We start from the raw sequence: 25,566 nt of genomic DNA on the forward strand, positions 1-25,566 counted from the left end.
GAAGGTTGGAGACGGTAGCTTACGCGCAAGTTCGCGTGCGCTACCGACTGAATCGTTTCCGGCTGTAACGAATGTAAATGGGTCAGTGCAGCTTGATGCTCGGGAAGCGGAACCCGCCCGGAGACGGCGGCGTCATCTGCATGGCCGGCACGTTCGTTTCGCTGGCCGGGTTCGGCGATTCGGCCGTGCCCGAAGCCGGCACCGCAACGGCCGCGCCCGATGCACCGGCCGGCGCCGTGGCCCCGCCGACTGCCGCTGCGCCCGCCGTACCGGCCGCGCCGGCTGCCGCCGGTGCCGCACCGTCGTCCGGCAGGTCGTACTTCGGCAGCGCATCACTGCTCGAGCTCGCGCCAGCCTCGCCACGCGCATTGTCGATCAGCATCTGACGGCGTTGCAGGTACGCATTGCGCACGAACGAGTACTTGTCGAGCGCCGCGGCGTTCAGCACGTCGCCCGCGCCGAGCAGGTTCGCGCGCGTGTTGACGAGGTTCACGCCGAACAGGCCCCAGCTCAGGCCATCCGGCTTGACGTAGGTGAGCGGGTTGCCAACATAGTCGACGCCGAGGCCAGCCGTGTCGCGCAGCGTGCTCGGGCCCAGCAGCGGCAGCACCAGATACGGGCCCGACGGCATCCCGTAGCGGCCCATCGTGATCCCGAAGTCGGCCGTGTGCTTCGGCAGCTTCGCGATCGTCGCGACGTCGAACAGGCCGCCGACGCCGAACACCGTGTTGATCACGACGCGCATCAGGTCGCCGACGCCGTCCGCGATCCGCAGCTGCACGATGTTGTTCGCCGCGATGTAGACGTCGCCGATGTTCGAGAAGAAGTTGGTCACGCTGTCGCGCACCGGCTGCGGCACCACGTACTGGTAGCCCTGCGCGACCGGCTTCAGCGCATACGTGTCGACCGTGTCGTTGAACTTGTACATCGTGCGGTTGAAGCCTTCGAGCGGATCGCCCTTGGTCGGCGTCTGCACGGTCGCGCAACCGCTCAACGCGGCGACTGCCGCCACCGCGAGCGCGGCGTTCCTGATGCGGATCGTCTGCATGGTCATTACCCTCTGGTCTTTCTCTCGTGTGGTTTATTGGGCGCCAGAACCGGACACCGCGGACGCCGGCACCGCCACCGGTGCGGGCGCGGCCGGTGCAGCCGCTGCACCGGCTGCCGGCTTCGCGCCGCCCGCGTCGGCTGCCTTGCTGTACAGGAACTGGCCGATCAGGTTCTCGAGCACGATCGCCGACTGCGTCATCGCGATCGTATCGCCCGCCTTCAGCATTTCGGTGTCACCGCCCGGATCGAGACCGATATATTGCTCGCCGAGCAGGCCCGACGTCAGGATCTTCGCCGACGAATCCTTCGGGAACGGGTACTGGCCGTCGACGTCGATCGTCACGAGCGCCTGGTACGTGTTCGTATCGAAGCCGATCGACTTCACGCGGCCGACCACGACGCCGGCACTCTTCACGGCCGCGCGCGGCTTCAGCCCGCCGATATTGTCGAATTTCATCTTCACCGAATAGGTCGGCTGAAACGACAGCGAGCTCATGTTGCCGACCTTCAGCGCCAGGAACAGCACCGCAAGGAAGCCCACCACCACGAACAGGCCGACCCAGAAGTCGAGAGCAGTCTTTTTCATCGTCATCCCAAAATTTGGCTTGGCTGAGGCTTAGCTGAACATCAGCGCGGTCAGCAGGAAATCGAGGCCGAGTACGGCGAGCGACGCGAACACGACCGTCTTGGTCGTCGCGCGCGACACGCCCTCTGGCGTGGGCTTCGCTTCATACCCTTGATACAGCGCAATGAAGGTCACGGCGAACCCGAACACGATGCTCTTGAGCACACCGTTGCCGACGTCGGCCCAGACCTGGACCCCGCCTTGCATCTGCGACCAGAACGCACCCGGATCGACGCCGATCAGCACGACCCCGACGAAATAGCCGCCGAGCACGCCGACCGCGTTGAAAATCGCGGCGAGCAGCGGCATCGCGATGATGCCGGCCCACATGCGCGGCGCGATCACCGTCTTGATCGGGTCGACCGCCATCATCTCGAGCGCGGTGAGCTGCTCGCCGGCCTTCATCAGGCCGATCTCGGCCGTGAGCGACGTGCCCGCGCGGCCCGCGAACAGCAGCGCGGTCACGACCGGGCCGAGCTCGCGCACGAGCGACAGCGCGACCAGGAGGCCGAGCGCCTGCTCGGACCCGTAGCGGTTCAGCGTGTAGTAGCCCTGCAGGCCGAGCACGAAGCCGACGAACAGGCCCGACACGGCGATGATCACGAACGAATAGTTGCCGAGGAAGTGGATCTGCTTCGTGACCAGCCGGGGCCGGCGCAGCAACGGGAAGAATTCCAGCACGAGGCGCACGAACAGCCGCGTGCCGTAGCCCGCGCGCTCGAGGCCGCCGGTGACATAACGTCCGATCGCGCTGATCATGCGCGCCCTCCGCCGAGCCCGAAATCCGCTGCCAGCGGCGGGCTCGTGTAATGAAATTTGAACGGGCCGTCCGGTGCGCCGTCGATGAACTGGCGCACGCTCGGATCGGTCGATGCGCGCAGTTCGTCCGGCGTCCCCTGCGCGAGCACGCCGCCATTGGCCAGGAAATACACGTAATCGGCGATCGCGAACGATTCCGGCACGTCGTGCGTGACGAGGATCGAGGTCGCGCCGAGTGCCTCGTTCAGCGTGCGGATCAGGTTCGCGGTGATGCCGAGCGAGATCGGGTCGAGGCCCGCGAACGGCTCGTCGTACATGATGAGCTGCGGATCGAGCGCGATCGCGCGCGCGAGCGCAATGCGACGCGCCATCCCGCCCGACACCTCGGACGGCATCAGGTCGCGCGCGCCGCGCAGGCCGACCGCGTTGAGCTTCATCAGCACGAGGTCGCGGATCAGGTCTTCGGGCAGATCGGTGTGTTCGCGCAGCGCGAACGCGACGTTCTCGAACACCGACATGTCGGTGAACAGCGCGCCGAACTGGAACAGCATGCCCATTTTGCGGCGCAGCGCGTACAGGCCGTCGCGCGTCTGCGCGCCGACGTCGGCGCCGTCGAACAGCACCTGGCCGCGGCGCGCACGCACAAGGCCGCCGATCAGGCGCAGCACGGTCGTCTTGCCGCAACCCGATCCGCCCATGACAGCGACGACCTGGCCGCGCCCGAAGCGCAGGTTCAGGTTCGACAGGACGAGGCGGTCGCCGTAGCCAAAGTCGACGTCGCGAAGTTCCAGCAGGGTCTCGGTAGGAGTGGGGCTCACGGAGCTGACAGTCCTTTTACGCAGAACGCCGAATTATAGGGCCTGCCTTGGAATGATGTCGTGACGCCGTTCCGGGCCCTGCGGTCAATGATTGTCAAATTGTCGGGCAAAGCATTGCTGCAACGCAACAATCGCCGCCCGATACTCGATAGCGCCCGTCACCGCACTGACCACCGCGACGCTGCCGACGCCCGTCGCCAGCACGTCCGGCAACGCGTCGAGCCCGACGCCGCCGATCGCGACGAGCGGCGCCCGCGCCCCCGCGAAGCGCGCGTAGCGGGCGATTCGGGCAAGGCCCTGCGGCGGCGCCGCGACCGCCTTGGTCGCCGTCGCGTACACGGGACCGAGCGCGAGATAGCTCGGCCGCTCATGCAATGCCCGCAACATCTCGTAATAACCGTGGCTCGACAGCCCAAGCCGCAGGCCGGCGCGCGCGATCGCCGCGAGATCGGCCGTTTCGAGATCTTCCTGACCCAGGTGTACGCCGTACGCGCCCTCTTCTACCGCGATCTGCCAGTGATCGTTGATGAACACGCGCGCTTCGGGATAGCGGCGCCCTGCCGCGACCGCACGCGCGATTTCCGCGCGTAACGCGTCGGGATTCGCGCCTTTCACTCGCAGCTGCACGGTCCGCGCGCCGCAATCGAGCACGCGTTCGACCCATTCGGCGTCCGGCACGACCGGATAGAGCCCCAATTGCGCGGGGCATGGCGGAAACGCCGGCTCCGGCGCGGCGGCCAAGCCGGCGACGCGCGGGAACCGCGCGGCATCGACCGGCCATGCATCCGCCGCGCGAGTCTCGTCGCCGTCGCGCCACGCCAGTGCGAGCACCAGCGCGTCGATCGGCGCGAAGCCGCAATCGAGGAACGCGGCGAGCGCCGCGATCCAGTCGTCCGCGAGCGGGTGCGCGGATTCGAGCGCGTAGCGCACGCCCGCGGCATGCAGCGCCGCGCCGCGTTCGTCGAATTCGATCGCGACCGCATCCGGCGACGCCGGGCGCGACGCGGCGGACGCGCGCGCCTGCGCGGCGCGGTCGCCGGCCGACACGATCAGCACGTCGCCGGCGGCCGGCACCTCGGGCGCCGCCACGCAGAGCCGCCACGGCGTCGTGCTGGTCGGCCAGTCGCCCAGGCGGGCGCGAATCTGCTCGGCCGCTTCGGCCAGCTCGTCGGCCGGCGGCCAGAATGCATCGGCAAATCGCACGCTCATGCACCGCCCCCGTCCTGATGCCAGAACGGCATCCCGACGACCGGCGTGCTCGCGTGCGCAGTCTCGCGCACATCCATCGGCCCGGCGAGGTAGGCCGCCCGGCCGGCCTCGACGCCCTGCGCGAACGCGCGCGCCATGATCTCCGGGTGGGTGGCCTGCGACACGGCCGTGTTCAGCAGCACGCCGTCGAAGCCCCACTCCATCACCTGGCACGCATGCGACGGCACGCCGAGTCCGGCGTCGACGATCAGCGGCACGTCCGGCAGCCGCTCGCGCAGCACCCGCAGCCCGTACGGGTTCACGACGCCCTTGCCCGTGCCGATCGGCGCGCCCCACGGCATCAGCGCCTCGCAGCCGACGTCGAGCAGGCGCCGGCCGATCACGAGATCCTCGGTGCAGTACGGGAGCACCTTGAAGCCGTCCTTGACCAGTTGCGCGGCCGCCTCGATCAGCCCGACCGGATCGGGCTGCAGCGTGTAGTCGTCGCCGATCAGCTCGAGCTTGATCCAGTCAGTGTCGAAGACCTCGCGCGCCATGTGTGCGGTCGTCACCGCCTCGGCGACGGTCTGGCAGCCGGCCGTGTTCGGCAGCAGCGGCACCGCGTGGCGCTTGAGCAGGTCGAAGAAGCCGGCTTCGGCGGTTCCGCCGGTCATCTGGCGGCGCAGCGCGACCGTCACCATCCCCGGCCGCGACGCGGCGATCGAATCGGACAGCGACTGCAGCGATGGATAGCGCGACGTGCCGAGCAGCACGCGGCTTGCGAAGGTTTCGCCGTACAGCGTCAGCGCGTCGGCGGAAGTGAGGGACGTCATGTCGTTTTCCTGGAAGAGCGGGGCGAACCGGCGGCGCTCAGCCGCCCGCGACGGGGTGCACCACGTCGAGCTTGTCGCCCGTCGCGAGCGCGCGCGCCGCATGCTGCGTGCGCGCGACGAAATTGCCGTTCAACGCGACCGCGTACGGCGGACGCGCGCCGTACGCGGCGAGCGCGTCGGCCACCGTCGCGCCGTCGGGCAGCGTCAGGGTCTGTTGGTTGATCTGGATATCCATGAGGCTTGGTCGAATTCGGTCGGCGGCGCGCGTCAGGCCGGCTGGCGCGCGTCGTCGCGGTGGTGAAGGAGCGTCGGCCAGCGCGCGGCGTCACGCCAGGCCGCGAACGCGTCGGCATCGGCGAACGCGCCGCCGAGCGCGGCTTGCGCGAACGCGACCGCCGCATGCGCGACTTCCGGCGCGATCATGAAGCCGTGCCGGTACAGGCCGTTGACGGCAAGCGTCGTCGCGCCGTCCCAGATCACCGCCGGGCGATGATCGGGCAGCGTCGGACGGCATTGCGCATTCAGTTCGAGGATGCGCGCCTCGCCGAACGCCGGGTGCACGGAGAACGCCGCGCTCAGCAGTTCGAGCGCGGAGCGCACGCTGACGGGCGACATGTCCTCGCCCTCCACCTCGGTCGCGCCGATCACGTACAGGTCGTCCTGTTTCGGCGCGATGTACAGCGGGTAGCGCGGATGCAGCAGCCGCACGGGCCGCGTGAGCCCGATGCCGGGCGCACGCACGCGCGCGACTTCGCCGCGGATGCCGCGCAGCGCGGGCAGCGCGGGCTTCGCGCCGAGCCCACGGCAATCGATCGTGAAATGCGCGTCGGGCCGGTTCGCGTCGTCGATCGTCGCGTGCCAGTGCAGCTCGACGCCGCGTTGCGCGAGGCCCGCCGCGAGCGCGCGCAGCGCCTGCCGGTTGTCGAGCTGCCCTTCGCGCGGCAGCAGCAGGCCGCGCGCGAAGCGCCCCGCGAGCGCGGGTTCGGCCGCGTCGACCTGCACGCCGGCAAGCGCGACGAAGCCGCCGTCGAACAGCTCGGCCGGCGCGTTCGCACGCACGCGCCGCTCGAACAGCGGGGCCTCCGCGCGATCCGCGTGATGCCAGACGACGAGCGTGCCGTGCTGCTGGAAGAACACGGGTTCGGGCAGTTCCGCGAGCCATTGCGGCCAGCGGGCCAGCGACGCCGCGCCGAGTTCGGTGATCAGCAGTTCGGCGCTCGCAGCCTCGGCGAGCGGCGCGAGCATCGCGGCCGCGATCCACGCAGCCGACTGCTCGCCGTCCGGGCCGCCACGCTCGTACAGCGCGACGCGCTGCCCGTCGCCCGCGAGCCGCCATGCGATCAGGCGGCCGACGAGGCCGCCGCCGAGCACCGCGAAATCCGGCCGGGAATCGTGGACGTTCATCGCGCCCCCTCCCCGCGCATCGCGCGGGCGCGTACGACGGACGTCGACGCATGCACACCGTCCCGTGCAGACGCACACGACAGCGGATCGGGAACAGCGCAAAAGACTGAAGATTGAGCGGTCATCATTCCTTCCGTAACGCGCAACGCGCGTACCCAAAAGGACGAAACCGGCAGCAAAGGCCGGCCGGGCGGGACTCGGGCGCTGACCATGTGGGATGGCAGCCAGCGCGGCCCGGCGGGATCAGAAACTTCCCTCGCCGGTATTACCCGGATCGGGTGCGAAGGGTCTTTCTCAGCCTCGCCGCGTCGCCCGGAACTTTCCGTCGGCCGCGCTCGAAGCACCCCTGTTTCGTCGTCGGCCATTAGACCATAAAAGCGGAAAGCGCCGCAAACTGTCCCCTTTGTGGCAAATTCGTCGTCACGCTGCGCCGCTCTGGCACAATGCCCGCAGGTCGGCCGCGCGAGCGGCCGGTTGCCGCGTCACCGCCGGCCTTAAGTGCCGTTTAAGACGCGCGGGCGACCATCCGAGCGCCCGCCGCCAGTCGGCACCTCGTCCCGGCATGCCGTATCGCGGCGCGCGCCCGGCTTCGCCCGGCCCGCGCGCCGGCTACTCATCAGGAAGCACATGACCCAATCGATCGATCCCGTCCGCTTCGCCTCCGACGCGCCGCAGGACGAGCGCCCGGTATCCGCATGGAGCCTCATCAAGCCCTACTGGGTGTCATCCGAATGGAAAGTCGCGTGGGGGCTGCTGGTCACGATCATCGCGATCAACCTCTGCGTGGTCTGGATCAACGTCAAGCTGAACAAGTGGAACGCGCAGTTCTACAACGCGCTGCAGTCGAAGGACGTCCACGACTTCCCGAACCTGCTGATGCAGTTCTCCGCGCTCGCGTTCGGCTTCATCATCCTCGCGGTGTACGGCCGCTACCTGCGACAGATGCTCGGGTTCCGCTGGCGCCAGTGGCTCACCGACCGCTTTCTCGGCCAGTGGCTCGGCGATCGCGCGTTCTACCGGATCGAACGCGACCGCCTCGCCGACAACCCCGACCAGCGGATCACCGACGACCTCCAGTCGTTCGCGACGACGACGCTCGCGCTGTCGCTCGACCTGCTGTCGACGGTCGTCACGCTCGTGTCGTTCATCACGATCCTGTGGTCGCTCGCGGGCGCGCTGACGCTCTCGCTCGGCGCGACGCCGATCACGATTCCCGGCTACATGGTCTGGGCGGCCGCGCTGTACGCAGTGGTCGGTTCGCTGATCATCCAGAAGGTCGGCCACCCGCTCGTGTCGATCAACTACCAGCAGCAGCGGGTCGAGGCCGATTTCCGCTTCGGGCTGATCCGCCTGCGCGAGAACGCCGAGCAGATCGCGTTCTACGACGGCGAGAAAACCGAGACCGGCAATGCGCAGAACCTGTTCATGCGCATCCGCGACAACTGGTGGCGCGTGATGAAGTACACGAAGCGCCTCACGTTCGTGCTGAGCTTCTACGGGCAGATCGCGATCATCTTCCCGCTCGTCGTCGCGGCGCCGCGCTATTTCGCGGGCGCGTTCTCGTTCGGCGTGCTGATGCAGATCTCGTCCGCGTTCGGCACCGTCAGCGATTCGTTCTCGTGGTTCATCAACAGTTACTCGACCCTCGTCGAATGGCGTGCAACCGTCAACCGTCTGCGTGAATTCAAGCGCGTGATGGGCACGTCGCACCTGAAGGAAAGCCTGTCGCCCGCGACCGAGCACGGCGGCATCAACCTGCACTACGTCGATGCCGAGCAACTGTCGACGTCGTCGCTGAAGCTCGCACTGCCGAACGGCAACGCGCTCGCGAACATCGGCAACGTGACGATCGAACCGGGCTCGCGCTGGCTCGTGATCGGCAAGTCGGGTTCCGGCAAGAGCACGTTCATGCGCGCGCTCGCGGGCCTGTGGCCGTTCGGCGACGGCGCGATCGACGCACCGGTTGGCGCGCGGATGATGTTCGTGCCGCAGACGAGCTACTTGCCGATCGGCACGCTGAAGGCCGCGCTCACCTATCCGGCCGCGCCCGACGCGTTTACCGACGACGCCTGTCGCGACGCACTGCGCGCATGCCGCCTCGAAGACTACGTCGAGCGCCTCGGCGAAACCGGCCACTGGACGCGGGTGCTGTCGCCGGGCGAACAGCAGCGTCTCGCCGGCGCGCGCGTGCTGCTGCACAAGCCGGACTTCCTGTTCCTCGACGAAGCGACGAGCGCGCTTGACGCGGACAACGAAGCGCGGCTCTATCACCTGTTCGCGGAACGGCTGCCGAAGGCCGCGATCGTCAGTATCGCGCACCGCGAATCGCTGGCCGCGTTCCACGTCGGCAGGATCAACGTCGAGCGCGTGACCGACAGCGACAAGGTCGCCGCGTAACCCAATAAAGAGGCCGGCGCTTGCCGCGCCGGCCTTCTCTTCTTCGTCCTCCCCACCGCCCCACCGCCCGGCTACGCCCGCCCGACCGGCACCGACACGATCGGCAGGTGCGACACGCCCTCGTGCGACAACCGGCTTTCGAACAGCGTCAGCGCGACGAAACGCAGTGCGACCGGCCGACCGGTCGCGCCGCCGTGTGCCGGTTGTCCGTCAGCATCGCGCGGCAGTCGAGCGAGCGTGACGTGCGGCCGGAACGGCCGGCGGTCGGCCGGCACGCCGAGTTCGCGCAGCAGCGCGGACAAATCGGCATTCAGCGCTGCACATGCGGGATCGGCCGCGAGTTCCGCGACGATCAGCCTCGCGCGCGGCAGGCTCGGCCACCACGCGATCCGCTCGACCGGCTGCAACGGCAGTGCATGCCCGGCCGCGAGCGCCGGCAGGCGCGCGGCCAGCGCGTCGCATCGTGTCCGTTCGATCGCGCCGATGAACGCGAGCGTCACGTGCAGTTGCGCGGGCTGCGTGCGCCGCGCGCCGCGGGTGACCGGCAACGCGTGCAGCGCGTCGCGCGATGCCGTATCGGGCAGCAGCGCGACGAATGCACGGAGCCGGTCGCCGTTCATGACTCGCGCACCGCCACGCGCGTGGCGGCCACCGCATCGGCCGAAGCCGGACGCCGCGGCAGCGGGCCGTGCTCGCCCCACACGTCGGCCGGCAGCACGCGCGCGAGCTCGGGAATCGTGTTGCGCGTGAACACCGGATCGGCGATGCCCTGCGCGCGCTGGTGGCGATAGTCGCGCCACGCGGCATGCGCATACTTGCCGAGCGCGAGGATCGCGACCAGGTTGATGATCGCCATCAACCCCATGCTCGTATCGGCCACCGCCCATACGAGCGGCAACTGCCCGACGCTGCCGAACATCACCATCCCGAGCACCGCGACGCGGAATAGCGGCAGCACGCCGCGCCGCTGCGTGATGAACTCGACGTTGCCTTCCGCATACGCGTAGTTGCCGATCACCGACGAGAACGCGAGGAAGAAGATCGCGACGGCCATGTAGATGCCGCCCCAATCGCCGACGTGGCTCGCGATCGCGCGCTGCGTGAGCGCCGCGCCTTCCATGCCGGTGCCGAGCTCGTACTGGCCCGACAGCAGGATCACGAACGCGGTCGCGCTGCAGATCACGATCGTGTCGACGAACACCCCGAGCATCTGGATCAGCCCCTGCGAGACCGGGTGCCGCGTGCTCGCGGTCGCGGCCGCGTTCGGCGCGCTGCCCATCCCCGCTTCGTTGGAGAACAGCCCGCGCTTCACGCCGATCGCGATCGCCTGGCTGACCGCATAGCCCGTCAGGCCGCCGGCCGCCTGTTCGACGCCGAACGCGCTCTTCACGATCAGCACGATCACGTCCGGCACCAGCGCGATGTGCGTGGCGACCGCATAGACCGCGAGCGCCAGATAGCCGATCGCCATCAGCGGCACGATCACCTGCGCGACCGTCGCGATGCGCCGGATGCCGCCGAAGATGATCGGCGCGCTCAGCAGCACGAGACCGAGGCCGACCGTCTCGCGACGCCAGCCGAACGACGTGTGGAACGCATCCGCGATCGCATTCGCCTGCACCGCGTTGAACACGAAGCCGAACGCGAGGATCAGCGACAGCGAGAACAGCAGGCCGAAGCCGCGCGAACGCAGGCCCGCCTGGATGTAGTACGCCGGACCGCCGCGATAGCTGCCGTCCGGGTGCGACACCTTGAAGATCTGCGCGAGCGTCGCCTCGACGAACGCGGACGACATCCCGACAAGCGCGGTCATCCACATCCAGAAGATCGCGCCCGGCCCGCCGACCGTCAGCGCGACCGCGACGCCCGCGATGTTGCCGGTGCCCACGCGGCTCGCGAGCCCGGTCGCGAACGCCTGGAACGACGAGATGCTGCCCGGCTCGCCCTTGCTGCCGACCAGTTTCATGCTGAGGAACAGCGCCTTCAGCTGGATCATCCGGAACCGCCACGTGAACCACGCACCGGCGCCGAGCAGCAGCGCGATCAGCACGTAATTCCACAGCACGCCGTTGACGGCGTCGATCAGCCCATGTACGAATGCTTCCATCCAGAATCCTTGTAAATTGCGTCAGTCACATGCGGCGGCCGCGCGAACGCGACCCGAGGGGCGACATGATATGACAGTTCGCAAGAATTATTACAAAACGAAAGGTTAAAGGATCGCCGAATATCACCGCCCGATGTGATCAGGTTAGGCGACGCTTCGGGAAGATGCGGGACGCGCAGCGGGGGAGCGACGAATGGATGCCTGGAATTTAAGTCGTTCCGCCAATCCCCCTTGTCACAGGGAGTGCTTGGCTCAGCGTCAAGTACCGATCGAAAGCAAATACTGCGACTGGCGATTCGCGACCTTTGACACTCGGAAACATTCGCAATAGCGAACCGCCAAATCGGCCACGCAACGTGCCGCTCCTCTCTTCGCGCTGTCCACACGCCAGGATCGACTGTCTATTGATCGCGTGAAAGTTTCCCCTGAAATACCGCCGTGCCATGTCGGAGAAGCCTCACCACGCGATTGGGTCATTCCCCATGCTGGCATCGCTCGTCAGGCACTTCGACGCAAATCGTTTGAAAGCATCCGGCCCGACGGTGACGAAATAAGCACATCGCCGCCATTTCAAAGATGGCAACACATGAAACTCTGCTTGCATCGACACTCACAAAACACGAATGCTATTCGATTCGGACTACAAATTTTTTACAGGATGGGATAAGAAATGAGGAAATCAAACGGTTCATTGGAACGTGCTGCCCATGCCGAACAGACACAACGACATAAGAGGCGAATACTCGTTACCGGGGCGGTATCTTTTCCCCTCTACGCGCTGCAGAAACGATCGATATGCTTGGCACAAGCGAACGTCTTGCCGGAAATTTCGGTCAACGCACCGCGCCTCCCCAGTCTTGACGGATTTTCAAACAAGGTTGGAGGCGGAGGCGCGATGTCTGAGGCCGCACTCGGTTATCCCAAGCTCCTGTGCTTCGGTAGATATTGTTCAGCTACCGAGATGTTCAACAACGCAGACCACGGTGACATGATTTCCGTCACTGAAGAGTTCTTCAAGTTCCTGTTCGAGCACCGCAACGAGATATTCTGGCGCAACCAACTGACGTTGATTGGCGAGTTTACCGGGTGGTTGGCGCGGGGCGGCTATCAAAACTTCCCCGGAGCGAACTCATACAATCTCAACCGCGCCTTGGGCCAATATGGTGACGTCTCGACACTATTCGGCATCTACGCAAATCAGCTGAACGGGATCCGGCCGGCCTCTGAATTCCAGTTTTACGGCAATCCCTTCATGTTCATCGGGGCCGTCTATTATTGGGCTTTTGGAAATGGCGAACGCAGATCGATCAATCTCGAATCCATGAATCTAAGAATGGGCGTCTCGGATTTCGAATTGATCCGGTCAAGCATAGATAACCCTGGATATGGTCCGGGCACTTATCCGATCGACGGACCGTTCAGCACGAATGTCTTCAGCCACGGTGCACAAGACTTCTGGTCCGCCACAACGGTAGGTCGCGTCTCGGGTCACGTCCGAGGAACATTGACGATGCAGGAAGACAACACCTATCGCTTCGCTGGGTCCTACACGTTGAATCCTGACAAATTCGATGCCGACCGCTCCAATCGACCGTTCCTGCAAGAATGGATGACCACCGTTTTGCGAGAAATCGGCTCCACACTTGGCCACACCGACTATCAGATCTACTTCACTGGCGAGAAAGAAATCTCATTCTCTGGTCAAAGGCCCGTCCGGAACGCCGAAACGCGTCCGCCTCAAGCCGTTCACCGGCCATCATTCGGTGGACTCATGCGCCCAAGGCTCTGGTAGACGTAACCAACGAGGATTTTTCAACCGTGATCGCAACCTCGTGTCCTGAGGGCTCCCAAAACGACCATGATCTCAACAGTCACTCGCTACGTCGTTCGCCTCGTGCTTATTCTCGTCGCGACAGCCATCGCTCTGGTCTCTCTGTTTCTTGTCATCGTTGGAATTGCCAGATACGAGAGGGACGAAGGCAGTTGCCCTGATGCTCCGGCCGGAGAACTCGAGGCAAAAATTCTCGCATTCGCCAAAGAACAAGGCACCCAACTGAACGACGTCGAATTCACCGGAAAGCCCCGATATTATGCCGACAAGCTCGGCTGGTGGGCATTCGATCTGAAGTCTCGCGAAGGAAACTACGGGGCGACGATCGATTGCGACCTCCGCATCACCGGTTTCGGGAAAGTTCAGAAGCTTCCCCTCGAGTCGGCGAAGCCGGCACCATGACGTCGCTCGACGGCACGCCGCCGACGCCCATAAAAAAAACCGGGCGCCCTTTCGGACGCCCGGTTTTCATCGAAACCCGCTCGCGCGCTTCAGCTCAGCGCGGCAGTTCCGAATGCCCCATCAGGTACGCGTCGACCGAGCGCGCGCACTGGCGGCCTTCGCGGATCGCCCAGACGACGAGCGACTGGCCGCGACGCATGTCGCCTGCCGCGAACACCTTGTCGACCGACGTGTAGTACGAGCGATCGCCTTCGGTCGCCGCACGCGCATTGCCGCGGGCATCCTTCGCGACACCGAACGCCTCGAGCACGGTGGCTGCCGGCTGCGTGAAGCCCATCGCGAGCAGCACCAGGTCGGCCTTCATCTCGAACTCGGAGCCCGGCACTTCCTGCATCTTGCCGTCCTTCCACTCGACGCGCACCGCGATCAGCTTCTCGACCTTGCCGTTCTTGCCTTCGAGACGCTTCGTCGCGACCGCCCAGTCACGCTCGCAGCCTTCCTCGTGCGACGACGACGTGCGCAGCTTGATCGGCCAGTACGGCCACACGAGCGGCTTGTTTTCCTCTTCCGGCGGCTGCGGCAGCAGCTCGAACTGCGTGACCTGCTTCGCGCCGTGACGGTTCGAGGTGCCGACGCAGTCCGAACCCGTGTCACCACCACCGATCACGATCACGTGCTTGCCCTTCGCGAGGAGCTGGTCGACCAGCTTGTCGCCCGCGTTCACGCGGTTCTGCTGCGGCAGGAAATCCATCGCGAAATGAACGCCGGCAAGCTCGCGGCCCGGCACCGGCAGGTCGCGCGGCGTTTCCGAACCGCCCGCGATCACGACCGCGTCGAACTCTTCCTTCAGCTTCTCCGGCGAAATGGTTTCCTTCGCGAGGCTGCCGATCGACTCGGGCAGCGCATCCTTGCCGATGAACACGCTGGTGCGGAACGTCACGCCTTCCGCTTCCATCTGGCGCATGCGGCGATCGATCAGCCACTTCTCGAGCTTGAAGTCGGGGATCCCGTAACGCAGCAGGCCGCCGACGCGATCGTTCTTCTCGAACACCGTCACGTCGTGGCCCGCGCGCGCGAGCTGCTGCGCAGCGGCGAGGCCCGCGGGGCCCGAACCGACGACCGCGACCTTCTTGCCCGTCTTGTGCTCGGCCGGCAGCGGCTTCACCCAGCCTTCCGCCCAGGCCTTGTCGATGATCGCGTGCTCGATCGACTTGATGCCGACCGGATCTTCGTTGATCCCGAGCGTGCACGCTGCCTCGCACGGCGCCGGGCAGATACGGCCCGTGAATTCCGGGAAGTTGTTGGTCGAATGCAGGACTTCGATCGCCTGCTGCCAGTCCTGGCGGTAAACGAGATCGTTGAAGTCCGGGATGATGTTGTTGACCGGGCAGCCGTTGTTGCAGAACGGGATGCCGCAATCCATGCAGCGCGCGCCCTGGACCTTCGCGTCCGCGTCGGTCAGTGCCGCGACGAATTCCTTGTAGTGCTTCACGCGCGTGAGCGGTGCTTCGTACGCCTCGTGGCGGCGTTCGAACTCCAGAAAACCGGTTGCCTTGCCCATAAGGTGCTCTTCTGTTCGGTGTATCGGGTGGGGGAGCCGCGCGCGGCAGTCATGCGCGCGCGGCATTCGCTATGTCGTTCGTCGCTCAGGCGGCCAGCACTTCCTTCGCCGCCTTCTTCGCACCGATCTCGCCGAGCGCGCGCTTGTATTCGTGCGGGAACACCTTCACGAACTGGCGGCGCGCCGCGTCCCAGTTTTCCAGCAGCGACTTCGCGCGCGGCGAACCCGTGAACTGGAAATGACGCTCGACGAGCCCCTTGAGCAGCGCTTCGTCCGTCGTGCCAGCGTGCCAGAGCGCGCGGTCGACCGTGCGCTCCTGCTCGGCCTGCTGCAGCACCGGCTCGAGTGCGACCATCGACTTGTTGCACTTCGCCGCGAACGTGCCTTCCGGATCGTAGATGTACGCGAGGCCGCCCGACATGCCGGCCGCGAAGTTGCGCCCCGTCTCGCCGAGCACGACGACCGTGCCGCCCGTCATGTATTCGCAACCGTGGTCGCCCGTGCCTTCGACGACCGCCGTCGCGCCCGAGTTGCGCACGCAGAAGCGCTCGCCCGCGACGCCGCGGAAGAACGATTCGCCTTCGATCGCGCCGTACATCACCGTGTTGCCGCAGATGATGTTTTCCTCGGACTTGCCGCGGAAGTCGTTGGTCGGACGGATGATGATCCGGCCGCCCGACAGGCCCTTGCCGACGTAGTCGTTGCCGTCGCCGACGAGGTCGAGCGTCACGCCCTTCGCGAGGAACGCGCCGAAGCTCTGGCCGGCCGTGCCCTTCAGCTGGATGTGCACCGCGTCGTCGGCCAGGCCGTCGTGGCCGTGCTTCTTCGCGATCACGCCCGACAGCATCGCGCCGACCGTACGGTTCACGTTGCGCACCGGCTGGATGAACGACACATGCTCGCCGTTCTCGATCGCGGCCTTCGCCTTCTCGATCAGCACGTGGTCGAGCGCGCGCTCGAGGCCGTGATCCTGCACGTCGACGTGACGCGGCGCGACGTCCTCGCATTCTTCCGGCTGGTAGAACACGCGCGAGAAGTCGAGGCCCTTCGCCTTCCAGTGCTCGACGCCCTTGCGCGTATCGAGCAGGTCGGCGCGGCCGATCAGGTCGTCGAACTTCGCGATGCCGAGCTGCGCCATGATCTCGCGCACTTCCTCGGCGACGAAGAAGAAGTAGTTCACGACGTGCTCGGGCTGGCCCTGGAACTTCGCACGCAGCACCGGATCCTGCGTCGCGACGCCGACCGGGCACGTGTTCAGGTGGCACTTGCGCATCATGATGCAGCCTTCGACGACGAGCGGTGCCGTCGCGAAGCCGAATTCGTCCGCGCCGAGCAGCGCGCCGATCACGACGTCGCGGCCCGTCTTCATCTGGCCGTCGGCCTGCACGCGGATCCGGCCGCGCAGGCGGTTCAGCACCAGCGTCTGCTGCGTTTCGGCGAGGCCGAGTTCCCACGGCGTGCCGGCGTGCTTGACCGACGACAGCGGCGATGCGCCCGTGCCGCCGTCATGGCCGGCGATCACGACGTGATCGGCCTTCGCCTTCGCGACACCGGCCGCCACCGTACCGACGCCCACTTCCGACACCAGCTTCACCGAGATGCTCGAGCTCGGGTTCACGTTCTTCAGGTCGTGGATCAGCTGCGCCAGATCCTCGATCGAGTAGATGTCGTGGTGCGGCGGCGGCGAGATCAGGCCGACGCCCGGCACCGAGTAACGCAGCTTGCCGATATATTCCGACACCTTGTGGCCCGGCAGCTGGCCGCCTTCGCCCGGCTTCGCGCCCTGCGCCATCTTGATCTGGATCTGGTCGGCCGATGCGAGGTACTCGGCGGTGACGCCGAAGCGGCCCGACGCGACCTGCTTGATCTTCGAGCGCAGCGAATCGCCGTCCTTCAGCGGAATGTCGCTGACGATCTCGTCGCCGATCACCGACTTCAGCGTCTCGCCCGACTTGATCGGAATGCCGCGCAGTTCGTTGCGGTAGCGCTTCTCGTCCTCGCCGCCTTCGCCGGTGTTCGACTTGCCGCCGATCCGGTTCATCGCGATCGCGAGCGTCGCGTGCGCTTCGGTGCTGATCGAACCGAGCGACATCGCGCCCGTCGCAAAGCGCTTCACGATGTCCTTCGCCGATTCGACGTCGTCGATCGGGATCGCCTTGGTCGGCTCGACCTTGAACTCGAACAGGCCGCGGAACGTCATGTGACGCTTGGTCTGGTCGTTGATCAGGTGCGCGTATTCCTTGTACGTCTGGTACGAGTTGCTGCGCGTCGCGTGCTGCAGCTTCGCGATCGAATCCGGCGTCCACATGTGGTCTTCGCCGCGCACGCGATACGCGTATTCGCCGCCCGCGTCGAGCATGTCGCGCAGGACCGGGTTGTCGCCGAACGCGTCGCGGTGCAGACGGATCGCTTCTTCAGCGACTTCGAACAGGCCGATGCCGCCGACCTTCGATGCCGTGCCCTTGAAGTACTTCTCGACCAGGTCGCTCGACAGGCCGAGCGCTTCGAAGATCTGCGCGCCGGTGTACGACATGTAGGTCGAGATGCCCATCTTCGACATCACCTTCTGCAGGCCCTTGCCGACCGCCTTCGTGAAGTTGTAGACGGCCTTCTCCGGCGACAGGTCGCCCGGCAGGCCCTCGGCCATCTTCGCGAGCGTTTCCATCGCGAGGTACGGGTGCACGGCTTCCGCGCCGTAGCCCGCGAGCAGCGCGAAGTGGTGCGTTTCACGCGCGGAGCCCGTCTCGACGACGAGGCCCGTGCTCGTGCGCAGCCCTTGCTGGACCAGGTGCGTGTGGATCGCCGACGTGGCGAGCAGCGCGGGAATCGCGACGTGCTCGGCGTCCGTCTTGCGGTCCGACACGATCAGCATGTTGTAGCCCGACTTCACCGCGTCGACGGCTTCCGCACACAGCGACGCGAGGCGTGCCTCGATGCCTTCCTTGCCCCATGCGACCGGATAGCAGATGTTCAGTTCGTACGCGCTGAACTTGCCGCCCGTGTACTGGTCGATCGCGCGGATCTTCGCGATGTCCTTGAAGTCGAGCACCGGCTGCGACACTTCGAGACGCATCGGCGGGTTGATGTTGTTCGTGTCGAGCAGGTTCGGCTTCGGGCCGATGAACGACACGAGCGACATGACCATGTTCTCGCGGATCGGATCGATCGGCGGGTTCGTGACCTGCGCGAACAGCTGCTTGAAGTAGTGATAGAGCGTCTTGTTCTTGTTCGACATCACCGCGAGCGGCGAGTCGTTGCCCATCGAACCGACGGCTTCCTCACCCTGCTGCGCCATCGGCGCCATCAGGAACTTCAGGTCTTCCTGCGTATAGCCGAACGCCTGCTGGCGATCGAGCAGCGCGGCGCCCTGCGTGCGGCCGGCCGCGACTTCCTCGGCCTTCGGTTCGATCTCGTCGAGCTTGATGCGCACGGCGTCGATCCAGCTCTTGTACGGCTTCGCGTTCGCGAGGTTGTCCTTCAGTTCCTTGTCGTCGATGATGCGGCCGTGTTCCATGTCGATCAGGAACATCTTGCCGGGTTGGAGGCGCCACTTCTTGACGATCTTCGATTCGGGGATCGGCAGCGTGCCGGCTTCCGACGCCATGATGACGAGGTCGTCGTCCGTGACGATGTAGCGCGCCGGACGCAGGCCGTTACGGTCGAGCGTCGCGCCGATCTGGCGGCCATCGGTGAACGCGATCGCGGCCGGGCCGTCCCACGGCTCCATCATCGCGGCGTGGTATTCGTAGAACGCGCGGCGGTTCTCGTCCATCAGCGTGTGCTGTTCCCACGCTTCCGGGATCATCATCATCACCGCGTGCACGAGCGGGTAGCCGGCCATCACGAGCAGCTCGAGACAGTTGTCGAACGAGGCGGTATCGGACTGGCCCGGGTAGATCAGCGGCCACAGCTTCGGCAGGTCGTCAGCGAGCACGTGCGACGCGATCGCGCCGGTACGCGCGTTCAGCCAGTTCACGTTGCCCTTCACGGTGTTGATCTCGCCGTTGTGCGCGATCATCCGGTACGGGTGAGCCAGTTCCCACGCCGGGAACGTGTTGGTCGAGAAGCGCTGGTGCACGAGCGCGAGCGCCGACACGACACGCGGGTCCTGCAGGTCGCGGTAGTACACGCCGACCTGGCCCGCGAGCAGCAGCCCCTTGTAGACGACCGTGCGCGCCGACATCGACGGCACGAAGTATTCCTTGCCGTGCTTGAGCTTGAGCGCCTGGATGCGATGGCTCGCGGTCTTGCGGATCACGTACAGCTTCCGCTCGAGCGCGTCCGTCACCATGATGTCCTTGCCGCGACCGATGAAGATCTGGCGGATCAGCGGCTCGCTCGCCTTCACCGTCGGCGAGATCGGCATCGCATGGTCGACCGGCACGTCGCGCCAGCCGAGCACGACCTGGCCTTCTGCCCGCACCGTGCGCTCGAGCTCCTGCTCGCACGCGAGCCGCGACGCGTTTTCCTTCGGCAGGAAGATCATCCCGACCCCATATTCGCCAGCCGGCGGCAGCGTCACGCCCTGCTTCGACATTTCCTCGCGATAGAACGCGTCCGGAATCTGGATCAGGATGCCCGCGCCGTCGCCCATCAGCGGATCGGCACCGACCGCGCCGCGGTGGTCGAGGTTCTCTAGGATCTTCAGACCCTGCTGGATGATCTCGTGGCTCTTCTTGCCCTTGATGTGAGCGACGAAGCCGACGCCGCAGGCGTCGTGTTCGTTTTGCGGGTCGTACAGACCTTGTGCGGCGGGCACCGCGGCGAGCGGCTGCTGATGGTCGTTCATGGGGACACCGTCGTAAAGGGGCCTCGAGGGCCGTTGAACCATTTTTTTGTTGCCGTCGTTCCCGCTCCCGACGGGAGACGGCACGGCCGACAGTGGATGGGCAAGCTTCGCCCGGGCCACCGGAATTCGGAATATACGCGACGAATCAAAGGAATAGCAACAAAAACCGCTTGATCGAACCCCAATTAAACGCATGCTCCGATCTGGTGCCGTTTTATTAGGGACGTATCGCTTTGGTGCAAAAAGAAGCGGCGCACGCAGCGCCGCCTCGTGATCCGCCTTTCCCGCGTTACTGCTGGATCGGCGGCGTGTTCTCACGCACCTTTCTGGGGCGTCCGCGGGGCAGCGGCGAGACGCGCCGGTTCGCGGTGCGCGCCGCCCACTCGCGGTAATGCTCGCCGCCGAGCACCCAGCCCTTCAGCGTCGCCTGCTGGAGCTGATCGGCCTGCCGCTCGTCGAGCGGCTGCTCGCAGAGCTCCTTGTACGCGCGCTGACGGTCGAACGGCGTGTTGCCGAGCGCCCAGTAGAGCGGATGGTCCGTGATCAGGCTGTCGACGGTGAGTCCGACGTGGTGCCGGTAGCTCGACCAGCGGTATGCGTCGGCCGTCGCAGCCAGCTGCGCGCGCACCGGGCTCATCTCGACCACGCGGCTCGCGAGCAGGAAATAGCGCTCGCCTTCGATCACGGTCGCGCGATAGCGGCCTTCCCACAGGGTGCCGCGCCGCGAATAACGCCGGTTGAAATGCGCGACGTAGCGGCGGCCGACCGCCTGCATCGCCTTCGGCAGGCTCGCCTCGTCGCTCGGCGTCACGAGCAGCTGCACCTGACGCGGGAGCAGCACGTAGGCATGCACCGAAAGATGGTGATCGCGCGCGGCGGCCTTCAGGCAATCGATGAAGAGTTCGTAATCCTGGTCGTCGACGAACGCGGGTTGCTGATCCAGGCCGCGCAGTATCACGTGCTGCGGCTGGTCGGGAACGTAGAGTCGTGCTAACCGTGCCATGCTGAATGTCCGTTTGAACGCGTTAGGAAATACCCGGGGGTCCGAAATTACGCATCTGCGTAGAATGCCTGTCCCCACGGGGCGCGGAAGCGTACGGTCGTGCGAATCCTAGGGAGAAAGCTCTAACTTGCGAGCTTGTTTGGTTTTAAACGCAGTCGTCATAATGAGCACGCCTTTGATCGGAGGAGACACAATGAAACGAAAACTAGCCATTACGAGGGCCATAGCGCTCGCATTTGCATTTGCGGGCGGTACGGCACACGCACAATCCGCAGGTGATTTCTACGTCAGCACCGGCTGGCTGCACTTTGCGCCGCAGGACAGCAGCGATCCGCTGTTCGTGTACGGCGTAGGCGGCACGCCCATCAACCAGTCGATTCCCAACACGGGCGCCGGCATCAACGACGCCGACACGCTTGGGCTCGCCGCGGGCTACTTCGTCACCGACCACATCTCCACCGAGCTCGTCATGGGGATCCCGCCGAAGTTCGACATTACCGGCAAGGGTCAGTTCTCACAGTTCGGCGTACTCGGCCGTGCGTACCAATGGAGCCCCGCCGTATTGCTTCGCTACCACTTCAACGACGCCAACGCGAAGTTCCGTCCGTATGTCGGTGTCGGCGCGACGTATACCTGGTTCACCGGCGCAAAGATCACCAACGGCAGCTTCGAGAACGGCGTGCTCGGCGGTCCGACCAGCGCGACGACCAGCAACCAGTGGGCGCCCGTGTTCAACGCCGGCTTCACGTACAACTTCACGAAACACTGGTTCGGGGGCCTGTCGATCTCGTACATCCCGATCAGCGTGACCGCGACCTTCACGACGGCCCGCCGGACGCCGGTCGGCACCCTGACCGAAACGTCGAAAGCTAAGATCTCGCTCAATCCGATCGTCACGTACCTGAACCTCGGCTACCGCTTCTAAGCGTAGTCGAATATTTGGGGAATGGTTAATCCTGCTGCAATTTGTAGCGGATTTTTCCTTGAGTAACGGGCGCGCGATGCAAAACGCCCCGGTCGGAATCCCGCCGGGGCGTCGTTTTTTCGCGTCAGGCACGTTTCCGCGCAGGGTATTTCCCGATGCGAGGCGTTACACGATGTCGTCGAGTGCCGTCGGGCCGATCAGATCGATGCGGTCCGTGCAGACTGCATCGACACCCCAGCGCACGAGCTCGCGCGCCCGGGCCAGGTCGTTGACCGTATAGACCAGGATGCGCAACCCGGCCGCCCTGATCGCGCGCACGAGCGGCTCGTCGAGTTCGTTGTGGTTCGCGTGCAACGATACGCAGCCGAGCGCGCCGACGACCTGCGCGTGCCAGTCGTCCGGCACCGCTTCGTAAAGCATTCCGCGCGGTAGCGCGGGCGCCGCCTCGCGCGCCTGCTGCAGCGCGTCGAACGAGAACGACGACAGCAACGGCGGCACGGCGGCGCCGCGCCAGTACGCGGCCGCATCGGTCGCAACCCGCTGCCCCGTGTCGCGCTCGCGGCCCGGGCACGGCTTGATCTCCACGTTCGCCGCCAGTCCGTGTGCGATACACCGCGCCGCCGCCGCCTCGAACGTCGGCATGCGTTCGCCGGCGAAGCGCGCGTCGAACCACGCGCCCGCGTCGAGCGCGGCCAGCGCCGCATAGCGCATGCCCGCTGCCGGCCCGCTGCCGTTCGACGTACGGTCGACCGTGTCGTCGTGCAGCAGGAACGTCACGTCGTCGGCGGACAGCTTCGCGTCGAACTCGACCATCCGGTGACCGCGCCGCGCGCCCTCATCGAACGCGGCAAGCGTGTTCTCCGGCGCAAGCGTGCCGCCGCCGCGATGTGCGACGACGCGCGGATAGGGCCAGTCGGTACGGGAAGTCATCGTGAGCCTCGCAGCGGGTTCAGCAGGTTCGTCAGGGTCAGCCGGCACGCTTGCCGGTCTCGGGATCGAAGAAATGCAGCCGGTGCGCAGGCAGCGCGGCGCCCAGCGCCGTGCCGCGCGCCGGGCGATCCGCGTGCGGCAAGCGCACCGCGACGTCGTGGCTGCCCCAGCGGCCGTGCGCGAGATTATCCGCGCCGAGCAGCTCGCACGAATCGACCGGCAGCGTCGCCTGCGCGACGCCCGGCTGCGGCGTCATGTGCTCCGGCCGCACGCCCAGCACCCAGTCGCGCCCGGTGGCGATCGCGCTGCCGATGCCCGGCGCGCCGGCGACCGGCAGCGCCGGGCCGCCACCTGCGACCGTGAACGTCGCGCCATCCTCCGACAGCCGGCCGTGCATCAGGTTCATCGCCGGCGAGCCGATGAAGCCGGCGACGAACACCGTTGCCGGCTTCTCGTACACGTCGACCGGCGCGCCGATCTGCTCCGCGTAGCCGCGGTTCATCACGATCACGCGCTGCGCGAGCGTCATCGCCTCGATCTGGTCGTGCGTCACGTACACGCTCGTCGTCGCGAGCCGCGCATGCAGCCGCTGGATCTCGAGCCGCATCTGCACGCGCAGCTTCGCATCGAGGTTCGACAATGGCTCGTCGAACAGAAAGACGGACGGCTCGCGCACGATCGCGCGTCCCATTGCGACGCGTTGCCGCTGGCCGCCCGACAGTTCGCGCGGCCGCCGCGCGAGCAGCGGCTCGAGCTCGAGAATCTTCGCGGCCGCGGCCACCCGCGTGTCGATCGTCGCGCGCTCGATGCCGCGGATCTTCAGCCCGTAGCCCATGTTCTGCGCGACCGTCATGTGCGGATACAGCGCGTAGTTCTGGAACACCATCGCGATGTCGCGATCCTTCGGCTCCAGCGCGTTCACCACGCGGTCGCCGATCGCGATCTCGCCGTCCGTCACCGTCTCGAGCCCCGCGATCATCCGCAGCAACGTCGACTTGCCGCAGCCCGACGGGCCGACCAGCACGATGAATTCGCCGTCGGCGATCTCCACGTCGATGCCGTGCAGCACATGCTGCTTGCCGTCGTAGGATTTCCTGACGCCCTTCAAGCTCAGCGCAGCCATACTTGGTCCTTCTCCCGGTTGCCGTCCGTTGACTATTTTTCGGAATCGACGAGGCCGCGCACGAACCAGCGCTGCATCGCCAGCACGACGACGAGCGGCGGGATCATCGCCAGCAGCGTCGCCGCCATCACGTATTGCCATTCAGTCGCGGCGTCGCCGCTCGCGATCATCGTCTTGATGCCCACCACCGCCGTCGACAGCGACGCCTCCGTCGTGATCAGGATCGGCCACAGATACTGGTTCCAGCCGTAGATGAACGTGATCACGAACAGCGCCGCGATGCTCGTCTTCGACAGCGGCAGCACGACGTCCCAGAAGAAGCGCAGCGGCCCCGCGCCGTCGATGCGCGCGGCGTCCATCAGCTCGTCAGGCAGCGTCATGAAGAACTGGCGGAACAGGAACGTCGCGGTCGCCGACGCGATCAGCGGCAGCGTGAGCCCCGCGTAGGTGTTCGTCAGGTGCAGCGTCGACACGACCTGCACGGTCGGGAAGATCCGCACCTCGACCGGCAGCATCAGCGTGATGAAGATCAGCCAGAACGCCGTGTTGCGGAACGGGAAGCGGAAATAGACGATCGCGTAGGCGGACAGGATCGACACCGCGATCTTGCCGACCGCGATCCCGAGCGCCATCGCGAAGCTGTTGACGAGCAGCCGGCCGAACGGTGCCGTCGTGCCGCCGCTGCCGTGCCCCCAGATGTACGCGATGTTCTCCAGCAGGTGCGTGCTCGGCACCAGCGACAGCGGGATCGTGAACACTTCCTGCGCGTTCATCGTCGCCGCGCAGAACGCGACGTACACGGGAAACACGATCAGCACGACGCCCGCGATCAGCACCCCGTGGCAGAACAGGTCAAAGCCCTTGCGATTTTCGATCATGCGTATTGCACCCTGCGTTCGACGAAGCGGAACTGGATCACCGTGAGCCCGACGACGATGATCATCAGCACGACCGACTGCGCGCCCGAGCTGCCGATGTCGAGCCCCTGGAAGCCTTCCGTGAAGATCTTGTAGATCAGCGTCTTCGTGCTTTGCGCGGGGCCGCCGGCAGTGGCCGCGTCGATCACCGGGAACGTGTCGAAGAACGCGTAGACGAGATTCACGACCAGCAGGAAGAAGCTCGTCGGCGACAGCAGCGGCAGCGCGATGTTGAAGAAGCGCCGCACGGGCCCGGCGCCGTCGATCGCCGCCGCCTCGATCAGCGAGCGCGGGATCGCCTGCAGGCCCGCATAGAAGAACAGGAAGTTGTAGCTCACCTGCTTCCACACCGACGCGAGCACGACCAGGAACATCGCCTGGCTGCCGTTCAGCGCGTGATTCCAGACGATGCCGCCCTTCGCGAGCGCGTAGGTCACCAGGCCGATGCTCGGGTTAAACAGGAAGGCCCACAGCACGGCCGCGATCGTCGGCGCGACCGCGTACGGCCAGATCAGCAGCGTGCGGTACGCGCGCGCGCCGCGGATCACGCGATCGGCGCACGCGGCGAGCAGCAGCGACACGACGAGCCCGCTGACGGTGACGAGCGAGCTAAACACCAGCGTCGTGCGAAACGAGTCGAGATACAGCGGGTCGGCGAACAGGCGCGTGAAGTTCGCGAAGCCGACGAATTCGCTCGACGTGCCGAACGCATCCTGCATCTGCGTCGACTGCCACAGCGCGACGCCGGCCGGCCACAGGAAGAATACGGCGGTGATCGCGAGCTGCGGCGCGATCAGCAGGTACGGCAGCAGGCTCGCGCCAAAACGGGAACGGGATTGCATCGCGGGCATCCGGTCAGGCAAAACGGGAAGGAAGCCGCGCCGCCGGCCCGCGCGCGCGCATG

General features: G+C 66.1%; 21 protein-coding genes and 1 riboswitch. Of the genes, 4 read left to right on the forward strand and 17 right to left on the reverse strand.

Annotated elements, in window-relative coordinates:
- Window positions 1-82 precede the first annotated feature (82 nt).
- The 8 genes from GEM_RS15415 to GEM_RS15450 all read right to left on the reverse strand — a co-directional run bounded on the left by GEM_RS15415 (window position 83) and on the right by GEM_RS15450 (window position 6,677).
- Complete coding sequence (locus GEM_RS15415; RefSeq protein WP_014898313.1) at window positions 83-1,048, reverse strand: VacJ family lipoprotein; 966 nt, start codon at window positions 1,046-1,048, stop codon at window positions 83-85.
- A gap of 33 nt (window positions 1,049-1,081) precedes the next feature.
- Window positions 1,082-1,642 (reverse strand): outer membrane lipid asymmetry maintenance protein MlaD, encoded by a 561-nt coding sequence (gene mlaD, locus GEM_RS15420; RefSeq protein WP_041490565.1) that lies wholly within the window; start codon window positions 1,640-1,642, stop codon window positions 1,082-1,084.
- A 24-nt stretch (window positions 1,643-1,666) separates the two neighbouring features.
- Window positions 1,667-2,434 carry a lipid asymmetry maintenance ABC transporter permease subunit MlaE gene (gene mlaE, locus GEM_RS15425; protein WP_014898315.1) on the reverse strand — a complete coding sequence of 256 codons (768 nt, stop codon included), beginning with the start codon at window positions 2,432-2,434 and terminating at the stop codon, window positions 1,667-1,669.
- A complete protein-coding gene (locus GEM_RS15430) occupies window positions 2,431-3,252 on the reverse strand; it encodes an ABC transporter ATP-binding protein (RefSeq protein WP_014898316.1) in 822 nt (273 codons plus the stop codon). Before GEM_RS15430 ends, mlaE begins: the two co-directional genes overlap by 4 nt.
- Window positions 3,253-3,336: 84 nt before the next feature.
- Window positions 3,337-4,461 (reverse strand): thiamine phosphate synthase, encoded by a 1,125-nt coding sequence (gene thiE / locus GEM_RS30090; RefSeq protein WP_014898317.1) that lies wholly within the window; start codon window positions 4,459-4,461, stop codon window positions 3,337-3,339.
- Window positions 4,458-5,273: a thiazole synthase gene (locus tag GEM_RS15440; protein WP_014898318.1), complete on the reverse strand. Its 816-nt coding sequence runs from the start codon at window positions 5,271-5,273 to the stop codon at window positions 4,458-4,460. Before GEM_RS15440 ends, thiE begins: the two co-directional genes overlap by 4 nt.
- A gap of 37 nt (window positions 5,274-5,310) precedes the next feature.
- Window positions 5,311-5,508 (reverse strand): sulfur carrier protein ThiS, encoded by a 198-nt coding sequence (gene thiS / locus GEM_RS15445; protein ID WP_014898319.1) that lies wholly within the window; start codon window positions 5,506-5,508, stop codon window positions 5,311-5,313.
- Window positions 5,509-5,540: 32 nt separating this feature from the next.
- Window positions 5,541-6,677, reverse strand: coding sequence for an FAD-dependent oxidoreductase (locus tag GEM_RS15450; RefSeq protein WP_014898320.1), 1,137 nt, complete (start codon window positions 6,675-6,677; stop codon window positions 5,541-5,543).
- Window positions 6,678-6,911: 234 nt separating this feature from the next.
- Window positions 6,912-7,035: riboswitch (TPP riboswitch) on the reverse strand.
- Window positions 7,036-7,304: 269 nt separating this feature from the next.
- Here GEM_RS15450 and GEM_RS15455 point away from each other — a divergent pair.
- A complete protein-coding gene (locus tag GEM_RS15455) occupies window positions 7,305-9,074 on the forward strand; it encodes an ABC transporter ATP-binding protein/permease (protein WP_014898321.1) in 1,770 nt (589 codons plus the stop codon).
- Between the two features lie 71 nt (window positions 9,075-9,145).
- On the opposite strand, the gene thpR is transcribed toward GEM_RS15455, so the two are convergent.
- On the reverse strand, window positions 9,146-9,694 hold the full coding sequence (gene thpR / locus GEM_RS15460; protein ID WP_014898322.1) for an RNA 2',3'-cyclic phosphodiesterase: 549 nt from the start codon (window positions 9,692-9,694) through the stop codon (window positions 9,146-9,148).
- Window positions 9,691-11,181, reverse strand: coding sequence for an alanine/glycine:cation symporter family protein (locus tag GEM_RS15465; RefSeq protein ID WP_014898323.1), 1,491 nt, complete (start codon window positions 11,179-11,181; stop codon window positions 9,691-9,693). The genes thpR and GEM_RS15465 overlap by 4 nt, the downstream gene beginning before the upstream one ends.
- A 799-nt stretch (window positions 11,182-11,980) precedes the next feature.
- On the opposite strand from GEM_RS15465, the gene GEM_RS15470 reads away from it, so the two are divergent.
- Together GEM_RS15470 and GEM_RS15475 are read left to right on the forward strand one after the other, a co-directional pair.
- Window positions 11,981-12,973, forward strand: a complete 993-nt coding sequence (locus tag GEM_RS15470) for a lipid II-degrading bacteriocin (RefSeq protein ID WP_272148358.1) — start codon at window positions 11,981-11,983, stop codon at window positions 12,971-12,973.
- 66 nt (window positions 12,974-13,039) lie between these two features.
- Window positions 13,040-13,414, forward strand: coding sequence for a hypothetical protein (locus GEM_RS15475; RefSeq protein WP_014898325.1), 375 nt, complete (start codon window positions 13,040-13,042; stop codon window positions 13,412-13,414).
- 94 nt (window positions 13,415-13,508) lie between these two features.
- Here GEM_RS15475 and GEM_RS15480 read toward each other — a convergent pair whose 3' ends face one another.
- The 3 genes from GEM_RS15480 to GEM_RS15490 form a co-directional block, all read right to left on the reverse strand.
- Window positions 13,509-14,975, reverse strand: a complete 1,467-nt coding sequence (locus GEM_RS15480; protein ID WP_014898326.1) for a glutamate synthase subunit beta — start codon at window positions 14,973-14,975, stop codon at window positions 13,509-13,511.
- An 85-nt stretch (window positions 14,976-15,060) separates the two neighbouring features.
- Window positions 15,061-19,764 (reverse strand): glutamate synthase-related protein, encoded by a 4,704-nt coding sequence (locus GEM_RS15485; RefSeq protein ID WP_014898327.1) that lies wholly within the window; start codon window positions 19,762-19,764, stop codon window positions 15,061-15,063.
- A 289-nt stretch (window positions 19,765-20,053) separates the two neighbouring features.
- On the reverse strand, window positions 20,054-20,767 hold the full coding sequence (locus tag GEM_RS15490; protein ID WP_014898328.1) for a transposase: 714 nt from the start codon (window positions 20,765-20,767) through the stop codon (window positions 20,054-20,056).
- A 193-nt stretch (window positions 20,768-20,960) separates the two neighbouring features.
- Between GEM_RS15490 and GEM_RS15495 the strand changes: the two genes are divergently transcribed.
- Window positions 20,961-21,692 carry an OmpW/AlkL family protein gene (locus GEM_RS15495; RefSeq protein WP_014898329.1) on the forward strand — a complete coding sequence of 244 codons (732 nt, stop codon included), beginning with the start codon at window positions 20,961-20,963 and terminating at the stop codon, window positions 21,690-21,692.
- 165 nt (window positions 21,693-21,857) lie between these two features.
- On the opposite strand, the gene ugpQ is transcribed toward GEM_RS15495, so the two are convergent.
- From ugpQ to ugpA, 4 genes are read right to left on the reverse strand one after another with little or no spacing between them, the layout of a single operon-like run.
- A complete protein-coding gene (gene ugpQ / locus GEM_RS15500) occupies window positions 21,858-22,622 on the reverse strand; it encodes a glycerophosphodiester phosphodiesterase (RefSeq protein ID WP_014898330.1) in 765 nt (254 codons plus the stop codon).
- 37 nt (window positions 22,623-22,659) lie between these two features.
- Window positions 22,660-23,745, reverse strand: a complete 1,086-nt coding sequence (locus GEM_RS15505) for a sn-glycerol-3-phosphate import ATP-binding protein UgpC (RefSeq protein WP_014898331.1) — start codon at window positions 23,743-23,745, stop codon at window positions 22,660-22,662.
- A gap of 32 nt (window positions 23,746-23,777) precedes the next feature.
- A complete protein-coding gene (ugpE, locus tag GEM_RS15510) occupies window positions 23,778-24,623 on the reverse strand; it encodes a sn-glycerol-3-phosphate ABC transporter permease UgpE (RefSeq protein WP_014898332.1) in 846 nt (281 codons plus the stop codon).
- On the reverse strand, window positions 24,620-25,504 hold the full coding sequence (gene ugpA / locus GEM_RS15515; RefSeq protein WP_014898333.1) for a sn-glycerol-3-phosphate ABC transporter permease UgpA: 885 nt from the start codon (window positions 25,502-25,504) through the stop codon (window positions 24,620-24,622). Before ugpA ends, ugpE begins: the two co-directional genes overlap by 4 nt.
- Window positions 25,505-25,566 lie beyond the last annotated feature (62 nt).

The organism is Burkholderia cepacia GG4 (genome assembly GCF_000292915.1).
Lineage (GTDB): Bacteria > Pseudomonadota > Gammaproteobacteria > Burkholderiales > Burkholderiaceae > Burkholderia > Burkholderia cepacia_D.

Coding starts and splice junctions, on each gene's coding strand:
- GEM_RS15490 (WP_014898328.1), bottom strand. CDS start 20,767: ATGGCACGGTTAGCACGACTCTACGTTCCCGACCAGCCGCAGCACGTG.
- GEM_RS15450 (WP_014898320.1), bottom strand. CDS start 6,677: ATGAACGTCCACGATTCCCGGCCGGATTTCGCGGTGCTCGGCGGCGGC.
- GEM_RS15415 (WP_014898313.1), bottom strand. CDS start 1,048: ATGCAGACGATCCGCATCAGGAACGCCGCGCTCGCGGTGGCGGCAGTC.
- mlaE (WP_014898315.1), bottom strand. CDS start 2,434: ATGATCAGCGCGATCGGACGTTATGTCACCGGCGGCCTCGAGCGCGCG.
- GEM_RS15505 (WP_014898331.1), bottom strand. CDS start 23,745: ATGGCTGCGCTGAGCTTGAAGGGCGTCAGGAAATCCTACGACGGCAAG.
- GEM_RS15465 (WP_014898323.1), bottom strand. CDS start 11,181: ATGGAAGCATTCGTACATGGGCTGATCGACGCCGTCAACGGCGTGCTG.
- GEM_RS15485 (WP_014898327.1), bottom strand. CDS start 19,764: ATGAACGACCATCAGCAGCCGCTCGCCGCGGTGCCCGCCGCACAAGGT.
- GEM_RS15455 (WP_014898321.1), top strand. CDS start 7,305: ATGACCCAATCGATCGATCCCGTCCGCTTCGCCTCCGACGCGCCGCAG.
- GEM_RS15480 (WP_014898326.1), bottom strand. CDS start 14,975: ATGGGCAAGGCAACCGGTTTTCTGGAGTTCGAACGCCGCCACGAGGCG.
- GEM_RS15475 (WP_014898325.1), top strand. CDS start 13,040: ATGATCTCAACAGTCACTCGCTACGTCGTTCGCCTCGTGCTTATTCTC.
- ugpQ (WP_014898330.1), bottom strand. CDS start 22,622: ATGACTTCCCGTACCGACTGGCCCTATCCGCGCGTCGTCGCACATCGC.
- thiE (WP_014898317.1), bottom strand. CDS start 4,461: ATGAGCGTGCGATTTGCCGATGCATTCTGGCCGCCGGCCGACGAGCTG.
- ugpA (WP_014898333.1), bottom strand. CDS start 25,504: ATGCAATCCCGTTCCCGTTTTGGCGCGAGCCTGCTGCCGTACCTGCTG.
- GEM_RS15495 (WP_014898329.1), top strand. CDS start 20,961: ATGAAACGAAAACTAGCCATTACGAGGGCCATAGCGCTCGCATTTGCA.
- mlaD (WP_041490565.1), bottom strand. CDS start 1,642: ATGACGATGAAAAAGACTGCTCTCGACTTCTGGGTCGGCCTGTTCGTG.
- GEM_RS15440 (WP_014898318.1), bottom strand. CDS start 5,273: ATGACGTCCCTCACTTCCGCCGACGCGCTGACGCTGTACGGCGAAACC.
- thiS (WP_014898319.1), bottom strand. CDS start 5,508: ATGGATATCCAGATCAACCAACAGACCCTGACGCTGCCCGACGGCGCG.
- thpR (WP_014898322.1), bottom strand. CDS start 9,694: ATGAACGGCGACCGGCTCCGTGCATTCGTCGCGCTGCTGCCCGATACG.
- ugpE (WP_014898332.1), bottom strand. CDS start 24,623: ATGATCGAAAATCGCAAGGGCTTTGACCTGTTCTGCCACGGGGTGCTG.